Below are 26,094 nucleotides of genomic sequence, written 5' to 3' on the forward strand. Positions count from 1 at the left end.
CAGATGTCTTCGACCCCCGTTCCGATCGCCATCGTCGGCATCGGCAAGATCGCCCGTGATCAACACATTCCGACCATCGCCGCCGATCCGAACTTCCGGCTTGCCGCGGTCGTCACGCGCAACCACCCGGTCGAGGGCGTCCCGGCGTTCGCGACGATCACCGACATGGCCACGGCGATGCCCGAGGTGAAGGCGATCTCGATCTGCACGCCGCCGCGCGGCCGGCTCGATCTCGTCCGCGAAGCGATCGCGGCGGGGCTCGACATCATGCTCGAAAAGCCCCCGGCGGCGACGATCGGCGAGGCCGAGGCGATCGCCGAGGCGGCGGCGGCGAGCGATGTCGTGCTCCACGCCACCTGGCACTCGCGCGAGGCCGCCGCGGTCGAGCCGGCGCTCGCCTGGCTCGCCGATCGCACGATCCGCAACGTCGCGATCGCGTGGAAGGAGGACGTGCGCGTCTGGCATCCGGGCCAGGAATGGATTTGGGAAAGCGGCATCGGGGTGTTCGATCCCGGCATCAATGCGCTGTCGGTGCTGACCAGGCTGATCGGCGACACCGTGCTGCTCGAGACCGCCGCGCTGCGTTTCCCGAGCAACCGCACCGCCCCGATCGCCGCCGACCTGACGCTATCCGCGGGCGCGATCCCGATCGAGGTCGCGTTCGATTTCGATCAGCGCGGGCCGCAAACATGGGATATCGTGATCGAGACCGACGGCGGCACGCTGACGCTGAGCGCGGGCGCCTCGAAGATGGCGGTCGACGGCACCCCCGTCCCCGTCGCCGACGACCCGGAATATGCGCGGCTCTACCGCCGTTTCCACCACCTCGTCACCACGCGGACGAGCGACGTCGACTTCTCGCCGTTCCGCCTCGTTGCCGACGCCTTCATGCTCGGCCGGCGCGAGACAGTGGATGCGTTCGACTGGGCATCGTGATCCAGCCAGACAGCAGCACTCACGCTCCTAGTCGTCCATGCTGATCGGTTCGATCGCCCCGTCTGCCGCGTAGCTGATCTTCTGGATCGCGATGCGGCGATGGCCGCGATACGGGCCGGGGCCATCCTGGCCTTCCCAGCGATGATAGGCGATCCGCCAGCCGCCGTCGCGCGGATCGCGGAAGAACGAATGGTGGCCCGGGCCTTTATACGCCGCGTCGGTCTTCAGGATCACGCCGCGATAGGTCCACGGACCGGTCGGGCTCGGCGCGGTCGCATAATGCACCGAATAGGTCGCGTCGTTCCAGCGCCCGTGGCTGTACGACAGGTAATAAATCCCGTCGCGCTCGTGCATGAACGCGCCCTCGGTGAAATGCGGCGGCTGCGCCACCGTCACCTCGTGGTCGATCCTCATCAGATCAGGCGTCAGCACGAAGACGCGCAACGTCGATCCCGCGCTACCGCCGGCATAGAGATAGGTCTTGCCCGATCTGGCGTCGGCGAACACCATCGGGTCGATCGCCTCGAACCCGTCGCCGCCGGTGAGGAGCGGTCGGCCGCTGTCGGTGCACGGCCCCGCCGGGCCCTCGCAGGTCGCGACGCCCAGCCGGCTCGGCGTCGGGTGCTGCGGGCCGACCGAATAATAGAAATAATAGCGCCCGTTCGCCGCGAGCATGTCGGGTGCCCAGAGACCGTGGCTCGGTGCGCCGTCGTCGTCGATCCACGTGATGTCGCTTTTGCGCAGCAGCGGGCCGTGGTTCCGCCAATGGACGAGATCGGTCGACGACCAGCCTTCCAGGCCCTTGCCTCCTGTGGGATAGATCCACACCGTATCGCCGTCGACGAGAACGAACGGATCGCCCCCGTCGAACACGGATTGAACGCGCTCCGCCCCTGCCCCGGCGGCGAGACAGAGCGCACCCGCCGCCAGCATAATCCCGATCGTCCGTCGCATCACGCCCGGGCTCAATAAGTGGGCGGCGGCACCACGCCCTTGGGCGCCGCGGTCAGCCGCTTGATCAGGTCGGTCTCCGCCTTGCGATAGGGGGTGCCGTCGGCGCGCAGCACTTCGTGGAACCAGATCGTCGGCTCGTCCATCGTGTACGGCTTCTTCCAGCTATCCCACGGCAGCCGCGTCTGCGACTTGCCGTCGACGAAACCCCAGTTGATCATCGCGATGTTCAGTTTCTTGCCGATCGGCAGTGATCCGTCGAAGGTCGATCCGTTACCGCGCGCCATATATTCGGTGCACAGCACCGGCCGGCCATAGCTCAGCATCTGGCGCGCCCGCTCGGCGAATTTTTCCGGCCAGTTGTAATCGTGGAAGCTCATCACGTCGGAACGCGCGACCTGGATGCGTTCGACCGCGTCGAGCGTCTCGGGCTTGTCCCAATGGTCGCCGATCCACAGGCCGCTCGTCAGCGGCTGTTCGGGATCGACCGATTGCGCCCAATCGAACACCTGCGTCAGCAGCCCGGCGACGAGTTCCTTCTTGTGCGGAGTCGGCGTGTAATTGCCGCCGCCACCGTTGTTGGGCTCGTTCCACACGTCCCAGCCGAGCACGCGCTTGTCATGCGCGAAGCTGCCGACCACGTCCTTCACATAGCCCTCGAGCTTGCCGTACTGGCTCTTGTCTGCAAGTCGCGCCGCGCCCGGTGCCTGCACCCAGCCCGAATTGTGGACACCGGGGATCGGCGGATGCTGGGGGCCGAGCTTCGGGTCCGGATCCCAGCAACTGTCGAACAACACGAACAGCGGCTTGATATGGTGCTTGGCGGCGATGTCGAGGAAGACGTTCATCCGCTTCTTGAGGCCCTCGGCGTCGTCCTCCCACAGCAGATTGTGCAGGTAGACGCGCATCGTCGTCATGCCGAGCTGTTCGGCCCAGCCGAGTTCCTTATCGATTCGGGCCGGGTCGAACGTGGCGGCCTGCCACATTTCGAGTTGGTTGATCGCGGTCGCGGGATTGTAGTTCGATCCCACCAGCCACGGCTGGGCGTCATACCATTGCTTGGCCTGGGCCTTGGTCCACTGGTCGCGGGCCTCGGCGGGCGTGCCGGCGAGCGCCGCACACGCGACCGCGGCGGCGAGAAGAACGCGCAATTTCATGTTGAGCCTCCGCTTATTTGGCGGCCTGACCGGTCGTCAGGCGGTAGGTCATCACGTTGTGATAGGTCTGGCCCGGCGCGAGCCGCGCCGAACCGAACGCGCTCTGGTTGGGCGTATCGGGGAATATCTGCGGTTCCATCACGATCGCGTCGCCCTCACGGTAGATGCGGTTCGACTTGCCGTGGCTGGTGCCGTCGAGGAAGTTGCCCGAATAGAATTGCAGACCGGGCTGGTTCGACCACAGCTCGAACCCGCGGCCCGAGACGGGATCGCTGACCTTGGCCATCAGATGCTCGTCCTTGGTCACCTTGCGGCCGATCACCCAATTGTGATCGTAGCCGCGGCCGAACACGATCTGCTGGTCGCTCGCATCGCGGACGCGCTCGCCGACCGCATGCGGCGTGCGGAAATCGAACACCGTGCCGGCGACCGGCTTGAATTCGCCGGTGGGGATCGCGGTCGCGTCGGTCGGCAGATAGGTCTCGGCGGGGATGGTGACCATGTGCCCCATCGCGCCCCCGGCCGATCCTTCGCCGCCCAGGTTCCAATAGGCATGGTTGGTGATGTTGGCGAGCGTCGGTGCGGTCGTCGTCGCGCGATAGTCGATCGTCAGGTTGTTCTTTTCATCGAGCGAATAGGTGGCGTCGACCGTCATTTTGCCGGGATAGCCCTGATCGCCGTCGGGGCTGACGTAGCGCAGCGTTACCGCCGCGGTCGGCCCGGACGAAACCTTGGTGACCGTCCACAGCACCTTGTCGAAACCCTGCTTGCCGCCGTGGAGCGAATTGGGGCCGTCGTTGACGGGCACCTGATACGCCTTGCCGTCGAGCGTGAACTGGCCCTTGGCGATGCGGTTGGCGAAGCGGCCCACCGTGCCGCCGAAATATTGCGGCTTGTCGAGATATTGCTGAAGGTTGTCATAGCCGAGCGCGACATCGGCCTTGTTGCCGTCCTTGTCGGGCAGGATCACCGATTGCAGCGTCGCGCCATAAGCGATCACGGTCGCCGAGACGCCGTTGGCGTTGCTCAGCGTCACCGCCGGCACCGCGCGGCCGTCGGGCAGGGTTCCAAAGGTCGATTGTGTCGCGTCGCTCGCCTGCGCCGGCGTCGCCGCGCTCGCCAGCAGCATCGCCACGCCGATCGGCGCCATCTTCCTGATCATTCCCCTGTTCCTCCTGCACCATGAGGGGGGGGCGATCGGGCGGCAGGCCGCGCGGTCATCCTCCCCCGATATCATTCGCCCTTCCGGGACGCGTCTTTCCTATCGGACGATCGGCCGGATTGGAAAGCGTTGCACGTTTTTAGTCAAGATAAATATGATATGTTCGCAGTGGACTTGCCCCTAATGCTGCCCTAGCGATCCTTGGAGTTTGATCCACTGGCGTGGAAGCGGTGCCGGCCCACTCCCCCACCCGGCCACCCAACGACAGTATGCTATGGGTGGCCGGGTGGGGGAGTGGGCCGGTGCCGCACCCGATTCAGCTCCGCTGAATCCGACTATGAGCGAGCAGGACGACTATCGGATGACGACGACCAGACCCGGCATGATCCTGATCCCCGGCGGAACCTTCCGGACGGGATCGGACAATTTCTACCCCGAGGAGCGTCCGCGCCGGAAAGCGCGTGTCGATGCGTTCTGGATCGACGATACCGCGGTCACCAACCGCGCCTTTGCGGCATTCGTCGCCGCGACGGGGCATGTCACGGTCGCCGAAATGCCCCCCGATCCCCGGCTCTATCCCGATCTTGATCCCGAATTCGCCGTGCCCGCGTCGCTCGTCTTCCAGCGCACCGCCACGCCGGTGCCGCTGGACGATTTCCGTCAATGGTGGGCGCTGGTGCCCGGCGCCGACTGGCGGCACCCGACCGGCCCGGGCAGCGGCATCGACGATCTGATGGATCACCCTGTCGTCCACATCGGCTTCGACGACGCACAGGCTTATGCCGAATGGGCGGGCAAGATGCTGCCCACCGAGGCGCAGTGGGAATTCGCCGCACGCGGCGGGCATGACGATCGCGACTATCAATGGGGCGACGAGTTGGAGCCCGAGGGCCGGATCATGGCCAATTATTGGCGCGGTCTCTTTCCCTTCGCGAGCCAGAAGCCCGACGGCAATTACCGCACCAGCGCCGTCGGCAGCTATCCGCCTAACGATTACGGCCTCTACGACATGGTCGGCAATGTCTGGGAATGGACGCGCGACTGGTATGCGATGCCCAAAGCGGCGGACAAGAGGCACAGCGGCGCCTGCTGCACGATCGACAATCCCCGCGGCGGCAAGATCGGCGAGAGTTACGAGACGCCGCACGGGCCGAAGATCGGCCGCAAGGTGCTGAAAGGCGGCTCGCATCTGTGCGCGGTCAATTATTGCCAGCGCTACCGCCCCGCCTCGCGTTCGCCCCAAGCGGTGGACAGCCCGACGAGCCATGTCGGCTTCCGCTGCATCGCGCCGGTGTGACCCGACCAACGTGCGGCGCGATCACTCTATTAGGGCCGGATGCAGCTACGCTGCGGCACCGGCCCACTCCCCCACCCGGCCACCCAATGCGATTATCCTATGGGTGGCCGGGTGGGGGTGTGGGCCGGTGCCGCTTCCACGCAAGTGGATCAAACTCTAGGCGCCGTTCTCCCGCGACAGCGGGAGTCCAGACTCCCAAGCGCTGCGCTACGCGACTCTGGGCTCCTGCTTCCGCAGGAGCACCGGTCGCCCCTAATGGCTGTCCCTTGGCAGTCCCTTGGTTTCGGCGATGCGCTGATATTTGACCGCGGGCTCGAGGGTGGCGCCGGTATCGAACTGGCCGGTGATGCCGCGCTGGATTTCCTGCCAGGGGGTTTGCGATTCGGGGGTGATGCGCTCCTCGATCTCGGCAAGGCCGGCACGGCGGCGGGCAAGCTCGGCCTCGTCGAGCAGCACGTCGGCACGGCGGCGCTTGAGGTCGATCCGTACCCGGTCGCCGGTCTCGAGCAGCGCCAGCCCGCCGCCCATCGCCGCCTCGGGCGCGGCATTGAGGATCGACGGCGAATAGCTCGTCCCCGATTGCCGCCCGTCGCCGATGCACGGCAGGTTATGCACGCCCGCGCGGATCAGCGCCGCCGGCGGACGCATGTTGACCACCTCCGCCCCGCCCGGATACCCCACCGGCCCGGCGCCGCGGATCACCAGGATCGTGCGCTCGTCGATACCCAGCGCCGGATCCTCGATCCGCGCGTGATAATCCTCCGGCCCGTCGAACACGACCACGCGGCCTTCGAACGCATCGGGATCGTCGGGGTCCGACAGGAACCGCGCCCGGAACGCCTCCGAGATCACCGACAGCTTCATCACCGCGCCGTCGAACAGATTGCCGCTCAGCACCGTCAGCCCGGCGTGCGGCCGGAGCGGCCGGGCGAACGGCCGGATGACGTCCTCGTCCTCGCTGCGCGCCTCGCCGACATTCTCGGCCACGCTGCGCCCGTTGGCGGTCAGCGCGCTGCCGTCGAGCAACCCGGCGCGCAGCAATTCGCCCATCACCGCCGGCACACCCCCGGCACGGTAATAATCCTCGCCCAGATATTCGCCCGCCGGTTGCAGGTTGACCAGCAGCGGCACGTCGGCGCCATGCTCCTCCCAGTCGGCCAGCGTCAGCTCGACCCCGATGTGGCGCGCCATCGCGTTCAGGTGGATCGGCGCGTTGGTCGACCCCCCGATCGCCGAGTTGACCCGGATCGCGTTCAGGAACGCCGCGCGCGTCATGATGTCCGACGGCCGCCGGTTGGCGCGCACCATCTCGACGATCCGCTTGCCCGTCTCCCACGCGCATTCCTGCCGGTCGCGATACGGCGCCGGGATCGCGGCCGAGCCCGGCAACGACATCCCCAGCGCCTCGGCCAGCGAGTTCATCGTCGTCGCCGTGCCCATCGTATTACAATACCCCGTCGACGGCGCCGACGACGCCACCAGACGGATGAATCCCTGATAGTCGATCTCGCCCGCCGCCAGCAGTTCGCGCGCCTTCCACACGATCGTCCCCGAGCCCGTCCGCGCGCCCTTGAACCAGCCGTTGAGCATCGGCCCCACCGACAAGGCGATCGCCGGTATGTCCACCGTCGCTGCCGCCATCAGCGCCGCCGGCGTCGTCTTGTCGCACCCGATCGTCAGCACCACCCCGTCGAGCGGATAGCCGTACAGCACCTCGACCAGCGCCATATACGCCAGGTTGCGGTCGAGCCCCGCGGTCGGCCGCTTGCCCGTCTCCTGGATCGGATGCGTCGGAAACTCGATCGCGATCCCGCCCGCGTCGCGGATCCCTTCGCGCACCCGGTCCGCCAGCACCAGATGATGCCGGTTGCACGGCACCAGGTCGCTCCCCGATTGCGCAATCCCGATGATCGGCCGGTCGCTCTGCAACTCCTCCAGGCTCAGCCCGTAATTGAGATACCGCTCGATATACAGCGCCGTCATGTCCGGATTGCCCGGATTGTCAAACCACCCCCGCGACCGCAGGCGCCGGTGATTCGTCCCGACGGGATTGGCGTCGGCTACGCGCGATTGCCCATCTTCACTATGATCCAATGTCGCCAAATCCCGCCCATGAACGCGGCATCGACGCCGACACCGCTTCTTTTATCGTATAAATCAAGCCCAAGTGGATCAAGGATGATTCCGCCCGTCTCTGTGCAACGCCTTCAATACGCCTCTTTCCGTATGATAAATATCTTTATATAAGTCACGAGCAAAATTCACACCCAGGGGAGGATCGACATGCAAGGCGTCCAGCGCAAACGACGGCAAGCGCGCATCGGCGCGGCGGCATTGGGGCTGGCATTCGCGGCGCTGCCCGCGCTCGCATCGTCGCCGGCGGCGCCTGCCGCTGCCCCCGTTCGATCTCCCGCGTCTGCGGAGCAAAGCCGGCCGAACTTCCTCGTCATCATGGGCGACGATATCGGTTATTCGGATATCGGCGCCTACGGCGGCAATATCGACACCCCCAATCTCGACGCGCTGGCGCAGCGTTCGATCCGCTTTTCCAACTTCTACAACATGTCGCGCTGCTGCCCGTCACGCGCGGCGCTGCTCACGGGGCGCTATCCGCATCGCGTGAACATGGCCGGCAACGGCACCAGCCTGTCGCTCGAAGTACCAACCGTCGCCGAGGAACTGCGCGACGCCGGCTATGCGACATCGATGGTGGGCAAATGGCACCTCACCGCCGCGGTGCCGATCAAGGATTCGGCCGAGCATCTCAAATGGCTCAACCACCAAGCCTATTTCGATCGCGATTTCGGCGACAAGCGCACCTACCCGGCGGCGCGCGGATTCGATTATCACTGGGGGATCATCTGGGGGATCGCCGATTATTACGACCCCTTCTCGCTGGTCGACAATTTCACGCCGGTGAAATCGGTCCCCAAGGGCTTCTACCTCACCGACGCGATCAGCGACCACGCGGTCGATCAGGTCCGGCAGCTCGGCAAGGGCAAGAAGCCCTTCATGATGTATCTCGCCTATACCGCGGCGCACTGGCCGCTGATGGCGCCCGAGGAGACGATCCAGAAATACATCCCGCGCTTCAGCAAGGGCTGGGACGCGCTGCGCAAGGAGCGCTACAAAAGACAAGTCGAACTCGGGCTGATCGCGCCCGGACCCGAACTGCCCGATCTGACCACGGGCTATGCCGGCAACGCCGACATCGCCTGGGACAAGCTGACCCCCGAACAGCGCACGATCCAGATCCGGAAGATGGCCACCCACGCCGCGATGATCGAGATCATGGACAAGGGCATCGGCCGCGTCATCCAGGCGCTCAAGGATAGCGGCCAGTACGAGAACACCGTCATCATCTATCTCAACGACAACGGCGCCTCGCCCGAGATCATGACCCAGCCCGGGTATGACCGCCCAAGCGAGACGCGCGATGGCCGCACAATCGAATATGGCGAGTACCCGCAAGGCATCGGCACCGAGACGACGATGGCCGGGATCGGCACGCACTGGGCGAGCGCGGCCAACACGCCGTGGCGCTGGTGGAAGCGCGAGCAATATCAGGGCGGCACGCACACGCCGTTCCTGATCAGTTGGCCCGGCCATATGGGCAACCGCGCGGGGACGATGAACACCGATGTCGCCGACATCGTCGACGTGACGCCGACGCTGCTCGATCTCGCGCACGTCACACCCGACACCAGCAAGCAGCCGATCGACGGCATCTCGATCGCCGGCGTGTTCAAGGGGCAGAAGATCGCGCGCGCCGCGCCGCTCTTCTTCGAGCATTACGGCGCGCGCGGCATCCTCGACGGGCGCTGGAAGCTCGTCTCGCTCGCGCCCGAGGGGCCGGAGCAAAAACGCAAGACCTATCGCCCGTGGCATCTCTATGACATCGCCGCCGACCGTACCGAGATGCACGATCTGGCCGACGCGCATCCCGAGATCGTCGCGCGGCTCGATCGCGAATGGAAAGACTGGGCAAAAGACGTCGGCGCGCCGCATTACGACGAACCCGCCGAGAGCTGACGGACAAAAAATGGGCGGTCGCTCGCGAGGGGCGGCCGCCCAGGCAATCAAGCCGCTGAGGAGAACATCGATTGCGGCTTGGGGGCTGGAATTCAGTCGTCGGCGGATTTTTCTCCGACGTGAAACGCGATCTGCTGCCGCAGTGAGGGCGTGATCTCGTCCATCGCCTCGGGGTGTTCGGGGATATTGCCGAAGCCCCAGTTCTGGCGCGGATTCTTGCCCAGATAGACGTCATAGGCCTCGACCCACGGATCGACGTAGCTCTTGGCGGCCCAATTATCCCACTCAGCCGCCATCTCGCGGACGCGCGCCGGGTTCGCCGCGGCGAGATCGCGGGTTTCGGATCGATCGCGCGACATATCGAAAAGCTGCCAGGGTCGGCTGTACCGGGCGACCAGTTTCCACTTGCCGTCGCGCACCGCGCGGTTGCCTTCATGCTCCCAGAAGATCGGCTTGTCGCGATGCAGCGCCTGCCCGCGAAAGGCGGGCGCGAAGCTGCGCCCCTGCATCGGAACGATCGCGTGGCCGTGGAAGGTCTTGGGATAGGTGGCCCCGCTGATCTCTACCAGCGTCGGCATCACGTCGATCAGATGGCCCGGCGCGCGCACGAAGCCGCCGTCGAGCTTCGGGTCGATCCCCTTGGGCCAATAGGCGATCAGCGGCGTCGAGATGCCGCCTTCCTCGGTATAGTGTTTGAAATACTGGAACGGCGTGTTCTGTAGCGTCGCCCAGTTCATGCCCACGAAAGTGGTCGATTTGGGGCCGCCCAGCACGCCTGCGTCCTTCAGCCGCCCGTCGGGGCCGCTCTCGGCATTGCCGCCATTGTCCGACATGAACAGGATGAGCGTGTTGTCGAGATCGCCCGACGCCTTCAGCCGGTCGATCAGCGTGCCGACCGCCTTGTCCATGCCGGTGATGTCGGCAGCATAGGTCGCCATGATCTTGTCGAAGCGATCGCGCTGCTCGGGCGTGAGCTTGTCCCAATTATAGGTGTTGGGAAGCCGTCCGGGCAGCGTCTCGTCCGGGCCGACGATCCCCATCTTCTTCTGCCGCTCGAACCGGGCCTTGCGCAGTGCGTCCCAGCCTTGCGCATATTTGCCGCGGAATCGCGCGATCTCATCCTTCGGCGCCATCACCGGGAAGTGGACGTTGACGAAGGGCAGATAGACGAAGAACGGCTTCTTCGCGTCGTCGGCCTGCTTGATGAACTTCGTCGTCCAATCGACGAACAGGTTGGAAGAATACCACTGCCCGGTGCCGACCTCGGGCGAATTGGCGCGCACCTTCTTGCCGTCGATGAAAAGATATTGGGCATTCTTCTGCACTTGGTTGGGCCAATAGATCTCCCCAACCGGCGAGGTGAGCGACCGGTCGAATCCGCGCTGCCACGGCCCCACGCCGTGCGACATGCCGAGGTGCCACTTGCCCGCCATCGCGGTAAAATAGCCCGCGCTGTGCATCACCTCGGGCAGCGTGACGACGCGATCGAGCAGCTTGCCGCGGATACCCATCGAGCCCGGCACCGAGATCGCCTCGAGATGGCCGAGCCCCGCCTGATGCGGATAGGTGCCGGTCAGCAGCGACGCGCGCGAACAGCTACAGCGTGCGGTGTTGTAGAATTGGGTGAAGCGCAGCCCGCCCGCGGCGAGCCGATCGAGGTTGGGCGTCGGGATTTCACTCCCGAAGCTCGAAATGTCCGAAAACCCCATGTCGTCGACGAGGATCACGATGACATTGGGGCGCGCCGGCGCGGTTGCCGGAGCGGGGGCGGGCCGCGGCGTGCGCGCGGTCGCCGGTACCTGTGGCACCGTCAGCGCGGTCGCGCAGGCGAGTGCGGCCAGCCGCGTGGCTCGCTTGATCATCGATGCCGCCATACGCCCCTCCCGATGCGCTCGCCGTGCGAGCGATGCTCATCCACGGTCCTTTGTCATTGCGATACGCCACGTATCGTCGAGGGTCAATGTTTATCATACAAATAGGATACATTGAGGCCGAGCTGATACCGCCTCGCAAATCCCTTCTACGATTGCCCAAACAGTCGCTAACGCCACTCGGAATAGAAATGCGTGCCGTAATGCGCGTCGTCTGGCATCGGCACGTCGGTCAGCTTTTCGCCTTGCGCGATCCGCCACTCATCGATCCGGTCGCTCAGCGTCTTGCGGATGGCGGCATAAGCGGGATCGTCGGCAAGGTTGTGCGCTTCGTAAGGGTCGGCCTCCAGATCGTAGAGTTCGACCGGCGGGCGATGCTGGTATCGGCGGACCAGTTCGGCCGCGCGCGCGTCGGTCTTCGCGCGCTCGACCCATGACGACCAGAAGCCGCGCTCGTCCCTGCCGTTGTTGGTCATCGCGTTGACGTACATCTGCGACGCGTTGAGATTGACGATCAGCTTCCAACGGTCGGTGCGGATCGCGCGCATCGGCGAGCGGTTGAAGTTCTTGTCGCCGGTATGTGATGCGAACACGACATCGCGGAAACTGTCCCGATCGCCCGTCAGCACGGGCAGGAAGCTCTTGCCGTCGATCCCCTGCGGGCTCGGTGCACCCGCGGCATCGAGCACGGTCGGCAGGAGGTCGGTCAGCGAGATCATCGCGTCGGTCGTGCGCCCTGCCGACACTCGCCCCGGCCACGCGGCGATGAACGGCACATGGATTCCCGGATCGTTGAGCGTCCATTTCGCGAACGGCAGTTGGGCACCGTGATCGACGGTGAAGACGAACAACGTGTCGTCCGCCTTGCCGTTGGTCGCGATCGAACGGCGCACCACTCCCACCTCGCGATCGAGGTCGCTCACATCGGTCAGATACGCCGCAAAGGCCGCGCGCATCTCGGGCGTATCGACGAAATTGGCGGGTAGCGTCAGCGTGGCCGGATCGTAGCTCGGCTCCTTCGCCCAGGGCACATGCGGCTGATACGACGCGACGAACAGCGCCAGCGGCACCTCGGGATCGCGCGTCGCGAACAGCGTCTCGACCGCCTCGAGATGGAGCCGGCTGAGGAGCGCCGCCTTCTTCTTGTCGGGATGGAAGGTCGACCCCGCCAGATATTCGAACGGGAAGTCGCGCGGCGGCCCGAAATCGGTCTTGCCCGCAACGACGACGCGATAGCCTTGCGCCTTCAGATAGGCGGGCAGCGTGCCGATATTGTCGAAGATACTGCTATGGTTGGAATGGGCGCCGTTGTGCATCGGGTAATCCCCGGTCAGCAGCGCCGAACGTGACGGCGTGCATGTGGGCGACGCGGCGAACGCACGCGTGAAGCGCGTGCCGTCGCTGGCGAGCCGATCGAGATGCGGCGTGCGCGCATCCTTGCTGCCGTTGGGGGCGATATCGGTCCAGCTCAGATCATCGGCGATGAAGATGACGATATCGGGCCGGTCGGCGCGCGCCGCTGTTCCGATCCCGGCCGCCACGGCGATGTCCGGAAGCATCCCGCCCGCATAGGCAACCGCTGCGCCCGCGCCGAGCAGCGCCTTGCGCAGCATCGCCCTGCGGGTATCGCCTGCGCTCGTCATCCCCGTCTCCCAATCGCCCGCGCGCCATCGCGGTGCACCGGCTACCGGCATAAGCCCGGCTCGCCGAGGTGAAAAGAGATTTATCATATAACACTGATGCGCACCCGACGTGCGATGCCCGCATCCGGCGGGGATTCTTCCAAAAGGGCGCGTTTCCGCTCAGCCGCCGCGCAGCATCTGCATCACGAAGGCGCGGATACGGCCGTAATTGCCCTTGGCGAGCGGCCCGAGGATACCGTGCCGCTCCTCGGGCAGATGCGCGAGCGGATGGCCGTCGGGGCGGAATACGTAATGATCGAAAAAGGCGCGCCACGCGGCGCGTTCGGCGGGCGGGCGCTCGGCGATCGCGATCATCGTCAGCATCATCGTCGTCGCGGGCGCGTCTGGGCCGCTCGCAAACGCGTCCCACCAATAATTGACGAGCACGTTGACGGCATCGCGCGCCTCGACCTGATGCCACCACAATTTGGGCAGGTAGAGCGCGTCGCCTGGATCGAGATCGATCGTCACTGCGCGACCCTGCGCCGCCTCGAAGCGGGGATAGCGCGGATCGCCGGCGTCCGCGCCCGGCGCCAGCGCCACCGGCTGCCCCGCCATCGTATGGTCGATCGGGCCGACATAGAGGTCGCCGATCGCATCGGGCGGGTAGAGCGTGAAGCGCCGCCGTCCCGCCACCACGCAGGCGACATTATCATAGGTGTCGTAATGGCAGGCAATCCGCGAGGCGGTCCCGAGCCAGATGCGCGGGCGGACCGCGGGTGGCAGAAAGCGAAGCCGGTTCTCGTCGGCAAATCCCGGCAGCAGCGTGTCGGTCGGCACCGAGCCCATATAGATCGACCGCCCCTCGGGATCGTCGCCCGCGTCTTCGATACGCGACAGCAAGCCGCCGAGCCCCAGCGTCTCGCGCGCGAAATTGAAGCCGTCCGCCCCCTCCCCGTAATGATAGCGGCCGGCGATACCGCGTTCGCCGACGAACGCCTGCCCGGTGGCGCCGCTATCGAAGCGCCGGAGATACGCGAACAACAAGGCCGTCGCGCCCTCCCCCGCACGCCGTGCGGGCCAGTCGCGGCAAGCCCCGCGCAGCACCACCGGTACGCAGGGTTCGGCGATCCGCGTTCTGAAGTCTCCCGCATCCGCGATTGTATCGGCAGCGATTTCGCGCAGCGCCTCAGCCATTGGACGGTCCGGCGGTCAGGCGCCGATTGCGGCGCTCGGCAAGCACCGGGATCTGCTTGAGCGACCCGATCATCGTATAGGCCAGTTGCAGGTGCCCCTGCCGAAACAGATCGAGCACCGCCGCGTCATCGAGATCGTGCAGCGCATCAAGCCCGATCGAATAGAGTCCCTCCAGTCGCAACGTCTCGCCATCGTCGAACCGCAGCGAAATATCGATCGGTTCGATCAGCTTGTGGGCGAGCAACGCCGCGATGAACGCGTCGCTCTCCTCGACACCCACCGTCAATTGCCCGAGCACGCGCTGGATATGTCGCAGCAATCGGGCGGGCTGGCCGTCGTCGTCGAACAGTGCCTCGCCCTCGTCGCCGAAGCGGGAATGATGTGAATTGATTGCGATACCATTTTGAGAAACGAAGAAACCCTGCCGCGCGAGATCAAGCGGCTCGAACCGATCGATCGCACCCGACTCGATCGCAACGTTTTCGCCCGGCCTGAAGCCGCTCATCGCCCCTGCATAGAAGCGTCCCGTCGCCTGGTCCTTAGTCAGAACGACGGGGCGTGAGGCCGCCGCCGCCGCAAATTCGGACGGAACGATCTGCACGAAATGCGGCGTCGAAAGCCTTTTTCCCGCGCGCAATCGCCCATGATCGCGCGGATTGAGCAATTCGAGATCGGCCATTCGCTTCCCCTCCTGCGCGCCCATCGATCGCGGCGCCTCTTCATTCGGCGCGGCGACGCCGCCGCACCCCGCCCGGCATAAGGGGTTCGGACGCGCGCGCCAAGCACCCTGCCGGGGCCGGATAACAGTGTCTACAAGTAGCCCTTGATAGCGCTACCGAAAATAGATACGGTCACCAAACTGGATTCGCGCCAGATGAATCGGGGAGGATGGCTGATGCCGTGTCGCGCCAGCGAAGGCCGCTCCATCATCGCCGCACGAATACCGCGCCGCCGAGGTGCGCAAAAATGCTGGCCGGCCCCGCCGGATCAGCGGTGATTTAAAAAGGGGTGGAGAGGATATGACCAACACCAATATCGACGGAGCCGTCGGCATCCGCCGGAAGATGCGCACGAAGCAGGTCATGCTGGCGGGCGCATCGAGCCTGCTCGCGCTTGCTTTTGCCGGTCAGGCAGCGGCGAAAGAACACCGCGCGCCGGCCCCCGCGGCCGACCAGCCCGCGCCCGCAACCCCCGTCGCCGCGTCGCCGCAAGACCAGGCGGCGCCGGACGCATCGCAGGAGACGATCGTCGTCACCGGCATCCGCGGTTCGCTGCAACGCAATCTCGACATCAAGCGCGACGCCGCCGGCGTCGTCGACGCGATCTCTTCGGAGGACATCGGCAAGTTCCCCGATTCGAACGTCGCCGCATCGCTGCAACGCCTGCCGGGCGTGTCGATCCAGCGCTCGGGATCGCGAGGCGAACCACAGGGCATCACCGTGCGCGGCTTCGGCGGCGATTTCAACGAGACGCTCTACGACGGCCGCCGTATCTCGACCGCGACGGGTGGCCGCTCGGTCGATTTCAGCACCGTCGGCGCCGATTTCGTCGGCACGCTCAGCGTGCTCAAGACCCCCGACGTGTCGCTGTCGGCAAGCTCGATCGGCGCGACCGTCAACGTCGAATTTCCCAAACCCTTCGATCATCCGGGAATGCGCGTCGCGGTCACCGGGTCGGGCTCGTTGCAGGACGGCGCGGACAAGATCGCGCCGTCGATCGGCGCCTTGTTCAGCGACACCTTCGCCAACGATACGGTCGGCATCCTCGTCGACGCCATCTACACGCGCCACGATACGCAGACCAACCGCGTCTATGTGAGCGGCTGGCCCGGCGGCTATTATGCGCCGTGCCAGATGACGCCGTCGTGCACCGACGCGGAGCTGGCGGATAAATCGATCCCCGGCTTCTTCGAACAGCAATATGGCGCGACGCAGATCTACACCAAGGATGAGCGCATTGACGGCCGCATCGCGCTGCAATGGCATCCGTCCGAAGACGTGATGCTGACGCTCGACGACAATTATTCGCGCCAGAAGATCCGGTCGGATAATTTCGGCTACGGTATCTGGTTCAATCAGGGCAGCCTGCGCAACGTCGATCTTGACGAGAACGGCACCGTGCTCGATTTCACCCAGGACGGCAGCCAGACCGATTTCACCGCTGGCACCGATCGCTCGTATCTCGAAACCAACCAGACCGGCCTCAACCTCAAATGGGATGCGACCGCGAACCTCAAGATCGAGGCCGATGCGAGCTACGCCAAGAGCTGGCTCAACCCCGATGGCCAACTCACCAGCGACAATGCCGATGTCGGCTATGGCTTCGGCATCGGCCCGGCGCTGGGCATCGCGATCAACGGCGACAGCTCCGACACGATTCCCGAATTGCACAATTACGGCGCCGGGGGTGACCCGGCGCGCTGGGCCGATACGTCGGTCATCGGATCGCACGTCACCGTTCGCCAGGCGCAGAAGAACACCGATGTCGTCAAGCAGGGTCGCCTGTCGGCCGAATGGAAACAGGACGATTTCGGCATCAAGTTCGGCGGCAGCTATCTGGAAGACCACTACAAGTTCCAGCAGCGCAACACCTTCGCCAACAATTTCTGGCAGGCTTATGCGGGCTATGGCCCCGCGTCGGGCAGCGCGACCGGCGTCCCGATCCCGCCCGATCTGTTCACCGATACGGTCAGCACCAACGATTTCATCCCCGGTTTCTCGGGCGCGCTGCCACCGGTGCTGCTCAAGTTCGACGCGCGCGCCTATCAGCAATATCTCGAAAGCCTCGGCAACCCGCAGACGCAGAATATTCCGGGCTTCAATTACACCGCGCCCGGTGTCGGCACGGCCTACACCGGCAGCTTCGATCTCGCGCTCGACAACGGTTCGATCCGCGACATCACCGAAAAGACCTGGGCCTTGTTCGTCCGCGCGAATTTCGAGACCGAGATCGCGGGCATGCCGTTCCACTTCAACGCCGGCCTGCGCGAGGAGAACACGCACCTCACCTCGGCCGGGTTCGGGCAGGTGCCGATCAACATCATCCAGAATGCCGGCGATCCGACGCTGCTGACGGTGGTGTTGAGCGATCCGCAATCGGTATCGACCAAAAGCAACTATTCGTATCTGTTGCCCAGCGTCGATATGAAGCTCGAGCTGACCGACAAGCTGCACCTGCGCTTCGATGCCTCGCGCACGCTCACCCGGCCGGGGCTCAACCTGCTGACACCGGTGGCGTCGGTGGGCACGGGCCAGCGCGTGGGGGCGCTGACCGCGAGCGGCGGCAGCCCGGCGCTCAAGCCCTATCTTTCGGACAATTTCGATATCGCGGCCGAATGGTATTACCAGCCGAACTCCTATGCCTCGATCGACTTTTTCCTGAAGAACGTCTCCAACTTCATCGTCGGCGGCACCCAGCGGCAGACGATCAACGGCGTGATCGATCCGACCACCGGCCAGCCGGCGGTGTTCAGCGTGACCCAGCAGGTCAATGGTCCCGAGGCGACCGTGCGCGGCGTCGAACTCGCCTGGCAGCATGTATTCGGCAACAGCGGCTTCGGCTTCAACGCCAACGCCACCTTCGTCGAAACCAACAAGCCGTTCGATCCGGAGAACATCTCGACCAGCGGCTTCGCGGTGACCGGCCTCGCCAATTCGGCCAACCTCGTCGCCTTCTACGACAAGAACGGCTTCGAGGCGCGTGTCGCGCTCAATCACCGCGAGGAATATCTGCGCCAGTTCGGGCAGAACCAGAATACCGGCGCGTTCGGTTCCGAACCGACCTTCGAGAACCCCAACCTGCAAATCGACTTCAGCACGAGCTATCAGCTCACCAGGCAGGTCAACGTGTTCTTCGAGGCGCTGAACCTGACCAATGAGGTCCAGAGCACGCACGGGCGATACAGCAACCAATTGCTCGACGTGTTCGCCTACGGGCGGCGCTTCACCGCCGGCGCGCGTTTCCGCTTCTGATCGTTTCCTTCTGCCGGGGGTGTTGCATTGACATCCCCGGCACCTTGTTATTGCCTTGGTCCATGACACACCCGGTCAAGAAAATCGTAATCGTCGGCGGCGGCACCGCCGGGTGGCTGACAGCGGGCGTCATCGCCGCGAAACATCGCAGCCGGATGCCCGGCGGCTTTTCGATCACGCTCGTCGAATCGCCCAATATTCCCACCGCCGGCGTCGGCGAGGGCACCTGGCCGACGCTGCGCGCGACGCTGGCGCGGATGGGTGTTTCGGAAACCGAGCTGTTCCGCACCGCCGACGCGGCGTTCAAGCAAGGCGCGCAATTCGCCCGCTGGACGACCGGCGCCGACGACGACGCTTATTACCACCCGCTGATGCTCCCGCAGAGCTTTTCGCAGCTCAATCTGGTGCCGCACTGGCTGACATCCGGCGAGGGTGAAAGTTTTTGCGATGCGGTCTGCCCGCAGGGGCGGTTGTGCGAGGACGGGCTCGCGCCCAAGACGATCGCGACGCCCGAATATGAAGCGCTGGCGAACTATGCCTATCACCTCGACGCGGGCAAGTTCGCCCCCTTCCTCCAGCGGCATTGCTGCGACGTTCTGGGCGTGCGCCATGTGCTCGCCGACGTCCGCCGCGTGGCGATGGCCGAGAACGGCGACATCCGCGCCATCGTCACCGAACAGGCCGGCGAGATCGAGGGTGATCTGTTCGTCGATTGCACGGGCTTTCGCTCGATCCTGCTCGGCGAGGCACTGGGCGTCGCGTTCAAGGACTGCAACGACGTCCTGTTCTGCGATCGCGCGCTGGCGGTGCAGATCCCCTACGCCAGCGAGATCAGCCCGATTGCGTCGCACACCATCTCCACCGCGCAATCGTGCGGCTGGATCTGGGATATCGGCCTGCCCGAGCGGCGCGGCACCGGCCACGCTTATTCGAGCAGCCACATTTCGGACGACGCGGCAGAGGCCGAACTGCGCGCCTATATCGGGCCGGCAGCCGACGGCCTGACGGTGCGGCGCATCAAATTCCGTTCGGGCCACCGCGAGACCTTCTGGAAGCGCAATTGTGTCGCGGTCGGGCTGGCGGCGGGCTTTCTCGAACCGCTCGAATCGTCGGCGATCGTGCTCACCGAATTGTCCGCCAAGATGATCGCCGAGCAATTGCCCGTCTGCCGCGAGGTGATGGACGTGATCGCCGCGCGCTTCAACGCCACGACGCACTATCGCTGGGGACGGATCATCGATTTCCTCAAGCTGCATTATGTCCTCACCCGGCGCGAGGACACCGCCTTCTGGCGCGACAATGTGCGCCCCGAGACGATCCCCGATCGGCTCAAGGAACTGCTGCTGCTGTGGCGCTATCAATCGCCCTGGTTCCACGACGAATTCGATCGTGTCGAAGAGGTGTTTCCCGCCGCGAGCTATCAATATGTCCTCTACGGCATGGGATACGGGACCGAGGTCGAACCCGACGCGGTTGCCGGCGATGCGCGCATGGCGGAACGCGCGATGCGTGAGAACATGCGCCAGACCGAGCGGTTGCGCGCCGGACTTCCCCGCCACCGCGACCTCATCCGAAAGATCCACGAACACGGCCTGCAACCGGTCTGAGAGTTTGATTCGAATTCGGTGCGCATAAGGGGGAAACGATGCGGCTGATGAGCACTCACTGGGCGATCGCGCTCGCTTGCCTCGCAGCATCGCCGGCCTTCGCCTCGCCGACGCTCGACGGCATCGTCGGCGATCACGCCGTGCTCCAGCGCGGCGAGCCGATCGTGCTCGCCGGCGCCGCCGCACCGGGCGAGGAAATCACGATCAGTCTCGCGGGCGAAACCGTCACCACCACCGCCGATGGGCGGGGCCGCTTCGCCGCCACGCTCGGCGCGTTGCCCGCGGGCGGCCCGTACGACCTGATCGTCGCTGCGAAGAGCGGCCTCGTCACTGTGCGCGACGTGCTGATCGGCGATGTCTATCTGTGCTCCGGCCAGAGCAATATGGAGATGTCGGTCGAACGCTCGCAGAACAGCGGCCAGGCGCTGGGCGCGGCGGACGACAAGCTCCGCCTGCTGACCGTGGGCAAAGCGACCGCGCTCACCCCGCAAGCCGCGTTCGCGACCAAGCCCGCGTGGACAGCCGCCGCCCCGGAAAGCGTCGCCCCCTTTTCGGCCGCCTGCTTTTATATGGTCCAGGCGCTGCGCGAGACCAGCAAGGTGCCGATCGGCGCGATCCATGCGAGTTGGGGCGGCTCGCGCATCTCGGCCTGGCTCACCCCCGAAGGCTTGCGCGAGGCCGGCATGGGCAAGGAACTGGAGACGCTGCGCCTCTACGCGCATGATACCACCGCCGCGACCGCGGCCGCGAGCAAGGCGTGGGAGCAATGGTGGCGCGGGCATTCGGGCGATGCCGTGGGGCACGAGCCCTGGCAGACGAATACCGCGATCGACTGGAAACCCGTGCCCAGAATCGCGCCGTTCAACGATTGGGGCGTCCCCGAACTCGTCGACTATATCGGCATGGTGTGGTTCCGTAAGGACGTGACGGTAAGCGCCGCCCAGGCGCGCCAGCAGGCGGTGCTCGCGATCGGCCCGGTCGACGATGCCGATCGCACCTGGGTCAACGGCGTCGCGGTGGGCGGCAACGGCAACCCCGGCGAACCGCGCACCTATTTCGTGCCCGCGGGAACGCTCGTCGCGGGGGCCAACACGATCACCGTCAACGCCGACAACGTCTATGCCAAGGGCGGGATGAGCGGCCCGGCAGCAGCGATGCGGCTGCTCTTCGCCGACGGCAGCATCGTCCCCCTCGGCAAGGGGTGGCGCTATGCGATCGGCGGGCGTCCGATGACCAACACCCCGCGCTCGCCCTGGGATGCGATCAACGGCGCCGGCACGCTCTACAATGCGATGATCGCGCCGCTGGGGCCGATCGGGCTCGCCGGCGTCGCGTGGTATCAAGGCGAATCGGATACCGGCCTGCCAGGCTATGGCGATCGGCTGCGCGCGCTGATGCAGGGATGGCGGCATCAGGCGGGGCGCCCCGCCCTGCCCTTCGCAATCGCCCAGATCTCGGCCTATGGCGCCACCGCCGCGCACCCCGTCGAGAGCGACTGGGCCAAGCTGCGCGACATTCAACGCCAAGCGGCTGAAGCCGACGGGCACGTCGCAATTGCGGTAACGATCGATCTCGGCGATCCGCTCGACATCCATCCGGGCGAGAAGCACGAGGTCGGGCAACGGCTCGCACGGGCAATGCGCGCGTTGGCATTGGGGGACGGCGACGCCCCTTCTGGCCCGCGCGTCACAACGGCGCACCGGGCGCCGGACGGCAATGTCATCCTCGGCTTCACCGACGTCACGGGCGCACTCGAAGCGCGCGGCAGCGACCGTCCGATCGGTTTCGAGCTATGCGGTAACATCCCGGGAAGCTGCCGCTATGCCACCGCTTCACTGACGGCAGCCCACGTAACCCTCGCAGCCGACGGCAGGCCGGCCACGCGCGTGCGCTACGCATGGGCGGACAGCCCGACGATCAACCTGTTCGATAAGGCGGGCCTCCCCGCCGGCCCGTTCGAGGTCGCTATCCAATAGGGATCGGCATTCGGTGGCCGCATCCGTCGAAGATGCGGCCACCGAATGCCGCTTGACAGACACGCGCAAACATAAGAATTCCGCCGCATTGCGGGTGTAGCTCAATGGTAGAGCAGAAGCTTCCCAAGCATGGTACGCCGCGCGATCTCTGCGGGTTACGCTGCAAAACGCACTGATTTTTTATCGTTTCTCGTCAAAGGCATAGGAAACGGGTGCAAAACAAATTCCCCCTCGATCATGCCGCCGTGGCGAGAGATCGCGAGCCGTCTCGATCAGCTTCGATCGGGCTCTACGTCGAGGCCGGGCTGATCGTGGGGCTGATGCTATTCGGCGCTTATTCGGCGCTCTGATCGACAATCACGATGATCCCCGGCCGCCGCCGCTTGGTCAAAGCCGGTCCATGCGCGAAACGCGCGGGCAATGCGGGATTGCTGTTTAAGGTCCATAATCAAGCCATAACCGCATCTTTTTTGCGGTTCAACCGCATTTTCTCTTGCAATGTCCGAAATACGGACATATACAGGTTTCATCGGCGGGCGATGATGCAAGCCGATCTCTGATGGAGACACGAAATGGCCAGGTTTCAAAAACTCAACGATGCACTCGCCCGCATGGAAGCCCGCCTCGACGAACTGGAGGCGCAAGGCGTTGACATCACGAAACTCCCAAAAACGAACAGCCCTCTCGCGCGTAAGATCAAAGCCGCCAGCCGCCGCGAGCGCGAACGCTTTGTTGTAAGGCAGGAGCGTGGCGTGGCTGCCGCGGCGACTGCGGCGACGGCGTTTTTCATCGGGCAGGCCGTCCGGTGCCGCCGCGGCGAAGGCAAGGTGGTCGAGGTCGCGCCGAACGCTATCAGCATCGATCTCAACGGCTCGGTCATCTGGATCACGCCGACGATGGTTCAGGCACTTTGAGGGAGGTCTGCACAATGATCGACTTCGCCAAAACCTATGATCTGCTTGCCGCGCATCGCAACAACATCGATGAAATGGACGTTCGCTTCGCCACCGCTGACCTTATGGCCGCGATCGCGCGCGATGTCCGCGATGGCGAGCTTCCTCACTTTTCGGAAGATGACCAAGACGATTTCAGCACCTCGTTCACCGGCTATGCGCGGCATCGCGGCCTGCTGGCCCTCGCCTGAATGAAGGGCAGCATCAACAGAACGCAGAACACCCGCCTCGGGGTCAAGCTCGCGGCGGGTGGAACCGGTTGGGCGCTTATCCTGCGTGAACGCCCACGGCGTGTCAGCACGAAAAATGGTGATCCGCTCGACCTGGCCAGAGCGGCGGCGATAGCCTGGAATGCGCGAGAGGACGGACCATTCACGATGTGGAGCTATCTCAACGACGACGCCTTCGCGCAATCAATCGCGGCGCGCGATGGAATGACCCGCGAAGCGCACATCGTCCAGGTCAACCGCATCGCCGCGCAGCTCGCCGGCGAAGGCTTTCACGTCACGATTTGCGAGGTAGAATGATGACGCCCGCCGAATTCGATACCCGCCGCCGCGCGCTCGGTCTCTCCATAGAGGAAGCGCGATTCGTCTGCGCGCACAACGGCAAGCCGGTCGATGTTCGGCAGGTGCGGCGTTGGGCGAATGGCGAATCGCCCGTGGCGCAAAACGCCATCGACGGCCTCAACGCGCTCGAATGGCGGATGGAGGCGATGGTCAACCAGCTCGTCGAGACGGTGACCAAGCGAACGATGGCCGGGCCGGTGCCGCTGCGGCGCTATCGCGATCAGGATGATCTCGATCGCAGCCCCGAGGGCGGCGACCTGCCGCTCGGCGCGCACGCGATCTATGTCGGCTGGGCCGCCGATGCGCTGGCGGCCGAAGGCGTCGGGGTCAACATCGTCTGGGCCGACGCGGTCGACTAGCCACGCTTGGGGTTACCCTTGCCAGCGGCTTTCAAGCCCCAATAGAACGCCTCGCCGGCCCGCCGCTGCTGTTCCTCGATCGTCGGCGTGGGCTCGGGCCACATCTCGCGCGGCAGGCCGATGGGGATGCCGTAGGGTTCATCGTCGTTGTCTGGCATGGCGGAACATCACCAGAACATCGCCAACACGTCAAGGGGTGAGGCACGTATCCAAAGCCGCTTCCGCCCTGTCCGCGTACATGCCGCTGCCCGCATATTCGATCAGCTTGGACAGGAGCACGGCGGCGAGCGCGTTGGCATCGGCCGGCAGTGGCCGGGCGAGCGGTGCGGGGCGCTCGGGACGCGTGGCCGGGCAAGGTTTCTGAACCTCCACCACCCGGTCGACCCACCTTATTTCCACGCCGGGCGGGGGCGTCTTGGTGGTCGAACAGGCCGCGAGCGCGGAAACCGCAACGAGTGCCAAAATTGCACGAGTTCGCATCACAGCCCCTCCGCTTGTTCGATAAGCCCGGCCGCCACGGGGCAATCACCGGCTGCCTCGGCATGCTGCCGGATGCCCTCAAGGATCTGGATGCGCCGGTCGCTGCCCTTGGCCAGCGCGTCGAGCTTGGCGATGGTCGATGCGTCGCGGGCTTTGGCGTCAGCATAGGCTTTCGCGCGCGCGTCCGCCTCCCCGTTCAACCGGCCGATCTCTTTGGTCGCGTCGTCGAGGCTCTTTCGGTTCGTTCGCGCCGCCGTGGCGAGGTACTGCACATCGGCAGCGATCCGTGATTTGGTGACCGGCTTGAACCCGGCCGTCTCAAGTTCGTGGACGACGGCGTCGACCGTTTCCTTGTGCTCAGCACGCAGATGGTTGACGCGTGTTGCCCATACGGCGGTAAACACCAGCGCAAACGCCATCGCTCCGCCGATGATGCCGGTGATCTTTTGCGAGAGGCCGAACATCAGGTGGTTTCCTTTCGAGGCGTGATGCTGATGTCGAGTTGCAGATTGAAGCTCGCGACCATCATAACGGCGGTTCGGCCATGCGGTTTTGGTGTGAACTCGCCAGCGCTGGGCAGATGACCCCACCCGGTTTGCGCCTTGGTTGCGTCGGCGATCGCGGCAATTAGAGCATCGGGCGATCCCGCCTCGTCAGTCCACGGCACGGCAATCAAATCGAGATCGCGGGCCAGCGAACCGTGAACGGCAAGGGCATAACCGAGGCTGCGGGCGGCTTCCCGGAGCGACGGCAACACGCGCTCGATAAACACCGCGATCTCCGCGCGCATCGCCTCGATGGCATAACCCTTGGCTGCGGCGGTGTAGTGCTCGGGGTGGTGCCATTCGCCCATCAGCACCTCCCCAAATCGACATTGCCGATGCGGTTGGCCGCCCAGCCGACCATGAAATCCTCGAAGCGCGAATTGCCGTGAGCGAGGCTGAGGTAATAGGCGCCCTGCTGAGCATCCATGAGCCGCACCACCAGGCGGCACGCGGTTGCATCGCCCCGGAGCCGCGCGAGGCTCTGATACGCGCGCACCGTGGCAGGCCCGACACGACCGTCGATGGCGATATCGGCATAATCGCGCTGGCGGCGGTTGAGACTGTTGAGCGCGGTCTGTAGCCAGCGCGAGGGATGCGCCGGGCCGGTGTTGACGCCGCTGTCGATCGCCTCGCGCGCCACCGGCTCCGAAACCCCGATCAGCCGATCGAAGCCGGGGCCAGCAATATAGTCCTGATAATAGACCGCCTGCGCGAAACCCTTCGGCAGCGCGCGCATGGCGCCCTCATAACCGTGCATGCGCGCCACCTTCTCGGTGATCCCATGCTTGGTTGCGCCGCCCGGATCGCTCGGGTGATCGACGTACCCGCCCTCAACGTTGAACAACGCCGCGATGATCGCGAGCGCGGCAACGGAGATGGCCCCGGCCGCACCGGCCTTCTGCTTATTGCTCGCCATCTTTCGCCCCCTGCTTGGTCAACCGCCCGAGCACGAACGACCCGAAAAGCACCCCTGAGACGGAAAGGTTGATCGCGGGCGGAATGCGCTCGCCCAAGGCGATCGGCAGCATGTTCCACGCGGCCAGCGCACCCGCCGCCCACATCGACCAGAACCGCCACGCAGCGCGCGCGTCGTCGATCAGTTCGAGCTTCATTCCCGCTCCTCCCGGTGATCGAGGTGGATTTCCGAGGTGACCGCCTGCATCGCCTGACGAAGCTGTTGCGGCCCGTGGAGCATCAGCATCACCTCAAGCTGCTCGATGCGACGTTGCAGCGCGTCGTTCTGGCCCTTCAATTCCTTGATCCGTGGCTCGAAAAACAGCCGCCAGATAAGGGCGCCCATCCCAAGCCACATGGCCGTCGCGATGGACCAACCCGCCGCGAACGCCATGCCGAGAAGGCCGCCCTGCGATCCGGTGTAATCAAGCTCTGGAGTCGCCATCACACTGCTC

26 protein-coding genes are annotated in these 26,094 nt (G+C 65.2%); 11 read left to right on the forward strand and 15 right to left on the reverse strand.

Annotated features, from left to right (window positions below):
* Positions 1–3 precede the first annotated feature (3 nt).
* Entirely contained in the window at positions 4–936 is a 933-nt protein-coding gene (locus tag DFR49_RS16360; protein ID WP_119036752.1) for a Gfo/Idh/MocA family protein, read from the forward strand.
* Positions 937–963: 27 nt separating this feature from the next.
* On the opposite strand, the gene DFR49_RS16365 is transcribed toward DFR49_RS16360, so the two are convergent.
* The 3 genes from DFR49_RS16365 to DFR49_RS16375 are packed head-to-tail and all read right to left on the reverse strand — an operon-like array spanning position 964 to position 4,206.
* Positions 964–1,890 (reverse strand): family 43 glycosylhydrolase, encoded by a 927-nt coding sequence (locus tag DFR49_RS16365; protein ID WP_119036753.1) that lies wholly within the window; start codon positions 1,888–1,890, stop codon positions 964–966.
* Positions 1,891–1,901: 11 nt separating this feature from the next.
* A complete protein-coding gene (locus tag DFR49_RS16370; protein WP_119036754.1) occupies positions 1,902–3,044 on the reverse strand; it encodes a glycoside hydrolase 5 family protein in 1,143 nt (380 codons plus the stop codon).
* Between the two features lie 13 nt (positions 3,045–3,057).
* A complete protein-coding gene (locus DFR49_RS16375) occupies positions 3,058–4,206 on the reverse strand; it encodes an aldose epimerase family protein (protein WP_170151038.1) in 1,149 nt (382 codons plus the stop codon).
* Positions 4,207–4,588: 382 nt separating this feature from the next.
* Here DFR49_RS16375 and DFR49_RS16380 point away from each other — a divergent pair, with 382 nt between their 5' ends.
* The gene (locus DFR49_RS16380) at positions 4,589–5,503 is read left to right on the forward strand and encodes a formylglycine-generating enzyme family protein (protein WP_119037259.1); all 915 of its coding nucleotides are present in this window, start codon (positions 4,589–4,591) and stop codon (positions 5,501–5,503) included.
* Positions 5,504–5,755: 252 nt separating this feature from the next.
* On the opposite strand, the gene DFR49_RS16385 is transcribed toward DFR49_RS16380, so the two are convergent.
* A complete protein-coding gene (locus tag DFR49_RS16385; RefSeq protein WP_245968605.1) occupies positions 5,756–7,486 on the reverse strand; it encodes an IlvD/Edd family dehydratase in 1,731 nt (576 codons plus the stop codon).
* Positions 7,487–7,786: 300 nt separating this feature from the next.
* Here DFR49_RS16385 and DFR49_RS16390 point away from each other — a divergent pair, with 300 nt between their 5' ends.
* The gene (locus tag DFR49_RS16390; protein ID WP_119036755.1) at positions 7,787–9,535 is read left to right on the forward strand and encodes an arylsulfatase; all 1,749 of its coding nucleotides are present in this window, start codon (positions 7,787–7,789) and stop codon (positions 9,533–9,535) included.
* A 92-nt stretch (positions 9,536–9,627) separates the two neighbouring features.
* Here DFR49_RS16390 and DFR49_RS16395 read toward each other — a convergent pair whose 3' ends face one another.
* The 4 genes from DFR49_RS16395 to DFR49_RS16410 all read right to left on the reverse strand — a co-directional run bounded on the left by DFR49_RS16395 (position 9,628) and on the right by DFR49_RS16410 (position 14,904).
* The gene (locus DFR49_RS16395) at positions 9,628–11,397 is read right to left on the reverse strand and encodes an arylsulfatase (RefSeq protein WP_170151039.1); all 1,770 of its coding nucleotides are present in this window, start codon (positions 11,395–11,397) and stop codon (positions 9,628–9,630) included.
* 179 nt (positions 11,398–11,576) lie between these two features.
* Complete coding sequence (locus tag DFR49_RS16400) at positions 11,577–13,049, reverse strand: sulfatase family protein (RefSeq protein WP_170151040.1); 1,473 nt, start codon at positions 13,047–13,049, stop codon at positions 11,577–11,579.
* A 159-nt stretch (positions 13,050–13,208) separates the two neighbouring features.
* Complete coding sequence (locus DFR49_RS16405) at positions 13,209–14,225, reverse strand: cupin-like domain-containing protein (RefSeq protein WP_119036758.1); 1,017 nt, start codon at positions 14,223–14,225, stop codon at positions 13,209–13,211.
* The gene (locus DFR49_RS16410) at positions 14,218–14,904 is read right to left on the reverse strand and encodes a SapC family protein (RefSeq protein ID WP_119036759.1); all 687 of its coding nucleotides are present in this window, start codon (positions 14,902–14,904) and stop codon (positions 14,218–14,220) included. The genes DFR49_RS16405 and DFR49_RS16410 overlap by 8 nt, the downstream gene beginning before the upstream one ends.
* A gap of 340 nt (positions 14,905–15,244) precedes the next feature.
* Here DFR49_RS16410 and DFR49_RS16415 point away from each other — a divergent pair, with 340 nt between their 5' ends.
* The 8 genes from DFR49_RS16415 to DFR49_RS16445 all read left to right on the forward strand — a co-directional run bounded on the left by DFR49_RS16415 (position 15,245) and on the right by DFR49_RS16445 (position 23,660).
* On the forward strand, positions 15,245–18,196 hold the full coding sequence (locus tag DFR49_RS16415) for a TonB-dependent receptor (protein WP_245968606.1): 2,952 nt from the start codon (positions 15,245–15,247) through the stop codon (positions 18,194–18,196).
* 62 nt (positions 18,197–18,258) lie between these two features.
* Positions 18,259–19,803, forward strand: a complete 1,545-nt coding sequence (locus DFR49_RS16420; protein WP_119036760.1) for a tryptophan halogenase family protein — start codon at positions 18,259–18,261, stop codon at positions 19,801–19,803.
* 47 nt (positions 19,804–19,850) lie between these two features.
* Positions 19,851–21,779, forward strand: coding sequence for a sialate O-acetylesterase (locus DFR49_RS16425; RefSeq protein WP_119037262.1), 1,929 nt, complete (start codon positions 19,851–19,853; stop codon positions 21,777–21,779).
* A 212-nt stretch (positions 21,780–21,991) separates the two neighbouring features.
* Positions 21,992–22,129 carry a hypothetical protein gene (locus tag DFR49_RS22050; protein WP_170151041.1) on the forward strand — a complete coding sequence of 46 codons (138 nt, stop codon included), beginning with the start codon at positions 21,992–21,994 and terminating at the stop codon, positions 22,127–22,129.
* 222 nt (positions 22,130–22,351) lie between these two features.
* Positions 22,352–22,693 (forward strand): hypothetical protein, encoded by a 342-nt coding sequence (locus DFR49_RS16430; protein WP_119036761.1) that lies wholly within the window; start codon positions 22,352–22,354, stop codon positions 22,691–22,693.
* A 14-nt stretch (positions 22,694–22,707) separates the two neighbouring features.
* On the forward strand, positions 22,708–22,923 hold the full coding sequence (locus tag DFR49_RS16435) for a hypothetical protein (protein ID WP_119036762.1): 216 nt from the start codon (positions 22,708–22,710) through the stop codon (positions 22,921–22,923).
* Complete coding sequence (locus tag DFR49_RS16440) at positions 22,924–23,259, forward strand: hypothetical protein (protein WP_119036763.1); 336 nt, start codon at positions 22,924–22,926, stop codon at positions 23,257–23,259.
* Positions 23,256–23,660 (forward strand): DUF1870 family protein, encoded by a 405-nt coding sequence (locus DFR49_RS16445; protein ID WP_147373717.1) that lies wholly within the window; start codon positions 23,256–23,258, stop codon positions 23,658–23,660. Before DFR49_RS16440 ends, DFR49_RS16445 begins: the two co-directional genes overlap by 4 nt.
* Here the strand turns inward: DFR49_RS16445 and DFR49_RS22055 are convergent.
* From DFR49_RS22055 to DFR49_RS16475, 7 genes are read right to left on the reverse strand one after another with little or no spacing between them, the layout of a single operon-like run.
* Entirely contained in the window at positions 23,657–23,818 is a 162-nt protein-coding gene (locus DFR49_RS22055; RefSeq protein ID WP_170151042.1) for a hypothetical protein, read from the reverse strand. The two genes, DFR49_RS16445 and DFR49_RS22055, sit on opposite strands and share 4 nt — an antisense overlap.
* Positions 23,819–23,849: 31 nt before the next feature.
* Positions 23,850–24,140: a hypothetical protein gene (locus DFR49_RS16450; RefSeq protein WP_119036765.1), complete on the reverse strand. Its 291-nt coding sequence runs from the start codon at positions 24,138–24,140 to the stop codon at positions 23,850–23,852.
* Positions 24,140–24,604, reverse strand: a complete 465-nt coding sequence (locus tag DFR49_RS16455; protein ID WP_119036766.1) for a hypothetical protein — start codon at positions 24,602–24,604, stop codon at positions 24,140–24,142. The genes DFR49_RS16450 and DFR49_RS16455 overlap by 1 nt, the downstream gene beginning before the upstream one ends.
* Entirely contained in the window at positions 24,604–24,993 is a 390-nt protein-coding gene (locus DFR49_RS16460; protein WP_119036767.1) for a hypothetical protein, read from the reverse strand. The genes DFR49_RS16455 and DFR49_RS16460 overlap by 1 nt, the downstream gene beginning before the upstream one ends.
* A complete protein-coding gene (locus DFR49_RS16465; RefSeq protein ID WP_119036768.1) occupies positions 24,993–25,601 on the reverse strand; it encodes a glycoside hydrolase family 108 protein in 609 nt (202 codons plus the stop codon). The genes DFR49_RS16460 and DFR49_RS16465 overlap by 1 nt, the downstream gene beginning before the upstream one ends.
* A complete protein-coding gene (locus DFR49_RS16470) occupies positions 25,588–25,797 on the reverse strand; it encodes a DUF7940 domain-containing protein (RefSeq protein WP_119036769.1) in 210 nt (69 codons plus the stop codon). Before DFR49_RS16470 ends, DFR49_RS16465 begins: the two co-directional genes overlap by 14 nt.
* Entirely contained in the window at positions 25,794–26,084 is a 291-nt protein-coding gene (locus DFR49_RS16475; protein WP_119036770.1) for a hypothetical protein, read from the reverse strand. The genes DFR49_RS16470 and DFR49_RS16475 overlap by 4 nt, the downstream gene beginning before the upstream one ends.
* Positions 26,085–26,094 lie beyond the last annotated feature (10 nt).

The organism is Hephaestia caeni, assembly GCF_003550065.1.
Lineage (GTDB): Bacteria > Pseudomonadota > Alphaproteobacteria > Sphingomonadales > Sphingomonadaceae > Sphingomonas > Sphingomonas caeni_A.

What these genes read in the sequence shown, in the direction of transcription:
- DFR49_RS16360 (WP_119036752.1), top strand. Translation starts at nt 4, where the DNA reads ATGTCTTCGACCCCCGTTCCGATCGCCATCGTCGGCATCGGCAAGATC.
- DFR49_RS16365 (WP_119036753.1), bottom strand. Translation starts at nt 1,890, where the DNA reads ATGCGACGGACGATCGGGATTATGCTGGCGGCGGGTGCGCTCTGTCTC.
- DFR49_RS16370 (WP_119036754.1), bottom strand. Translation starts at nt 3,044, where the DNA reads ATGAAATTGCGCGTTCTTCTCGCCGCCGCGGTCGCGTGTGCGGCGCTC.
- DFR49_RS16375 (WP_170151038.1), bottom strand. Translation starts at nt 4,206, where the DNA reads ATGATCAGGAAGATGGCGCCGATCGGCGTGGCGATGCTGCTGGCGAGC.
- DFR49_RS16380 (WP_119037259.1), top strand. Translation starts at nt 4,589, where the DNA reads ATGATCCTGATCCCCGGCGGAACCTTCCGGACGGGATCGGACAATTTC.
- DFR49_RS16385 (WP_245968605.1), bottom strand. Translation starts at nt 7,486, where the DNA reads ATGACGGCGCTGTATATCGAGCGGTATCTCAATTACGGGCTGAGCCTG.
- DFR49_RS16390 (WP_119036755.1), top strand. Translation starts at nt 7,787, where the DNA reads ATGCAAGGCGTCCAGCGCAAACGACGGCAAGCGCGCATCGGCGCGGCG.
- DFR49_RS16395 (WP_170151039.1), bottom strand. Translation starts at nt 11,397, where the DNA reads ATGATCAAGCGAGCCACGCGGCTGGCCGCACTCGCCTGCGCGACCGCG.
- DFR49_RS16400 (WP_170151040.1), bottom strand. Translation starts at nt 13,049, where the DNA reads ATGACGAGCGCAGGCGATACCCGCAGGGCGATGCTGCGCAAGGCGCTG.
- DFR49_RS16405 (WP_119036758.1), bottom strand. Translation starts at nt 14,225, where the DNA reads ATGGCTGAGGCGCTGCGCGAAATCGCTGCCGATACAATCGCGGATGCG.
- DFR49_RS16410 (WP_119036759.1), bottom strand. Translation starts at nt 14,904, where the DNA reads ATGGCCGATCTCGAATTGCTCAATCCGCGCGATCATGGGCGATTGCGC.
- DFR49_RS16415 (WP_245968606.1), top strand. Translation starts at nt 15,245, where the DNA reads ATGACCAACACCAATATCGACGGAGCCGTCGGCATCCGCCGGAAGATG.
- DFR49_RS16420 (WP_119036760.1), top strand. Translation starts at nt 18,259, where the DNA reads ATGACACACCCGGTCAAGAAAATCGTAATCGTCGGCGGCGGCACCGCC.
- DFR49_RS16425 (WP_119037262.1), top strand. Translation starts at nt 19,851, where the DNA reads ATGAGCACTCACTGGGCGATCGCGCTCGCTTGCCTCGCAGCATCGCCG.
- DFR49_RS16430 (WP_119036761.1), top strand. Translation starts at nt 22,352, where the DNA reads ATGGCCAGGTTTCAAAAACTCAACGATGCACTCGCCCGCATGGAAGCC.
- DFR49_RS16435 (WP_119036762.1), top strand. Translation starts at nt 22,708, where the DNA reads ATGATCGACTTCGCCAAAACCTATGATCTGCTTGCCGCGCATCGCAAC.
- DFR49_RS16440 (WP_119036763.1), top strand. Translation starts at nt 22,924, where the DNA reads ATGAAGGGCAGCATCAACAGAACGCAGAACACCCGCCTCGGGGTCAAG.
- DFR49_RS16445 (WP_147373717.1), top strand. Translation starts at nt 23,256, where the DNA reads ATGATGACGCCCGCCGAATTCGATACCCGCCGCCGCGCGCTCGGTCTC.
- DFR49_RS22055 (WP_170151042.1), bottom strand. Translation starts at nt 23,818, where the DNA reads ATGCCAGACAACGACGATGAACCCTACGGCATCCCCATCGGCCTGCCG.
- DFR49_RS16450 (WP_119036765.1), bottom strand. Translation starts at nt 24,140, where the DNA reads ATGCGAACTCGTGCAATTTTGGCACTCGTTGCGGTTTCCGCGCTCGCG.
- DFR49_RS16455 (WP_119036766.1), bottom strand. Translation starts at nt 24,604, where the DNA reads ATGTTCGGCCTCTCGCAAAAGATCACCGGCATCATCGGCGGAGCGATG.
- DFR49_RS16460 (WP_119036767.1), bottom strand. Translation starts at nt 24,993, where the DNA reads ATGGGCGAATGGCACCACCCCGAGCACTACACCGCCGCAGCCAAGGGT.
- DFR49_RS16465 (WP_119036768.1), bottom strand. Translation starts at nt 25,601, where the DNA reads ATGGCGAGCAATAAGCAGAAGGCCGGTGCGGCCGGGGCCATCTCCGTT.
- DFR49_RS16470 (WP_119036769.1), bottom strand. Translation starts at nt 25,797, where the DNA reads ATGAAGCTCGAACTGATCGACGACGCGCGCGCTGCGTGGCGGTTCTGG.
- DFR49_RS16475 (WP_119036770.1), bottom strand. Translation starts at nt 26,084, where the DNA reads ATGGCGACTCCAGAGCTTGATTACACCGGATCGCAGGGCGGCCTTCTC.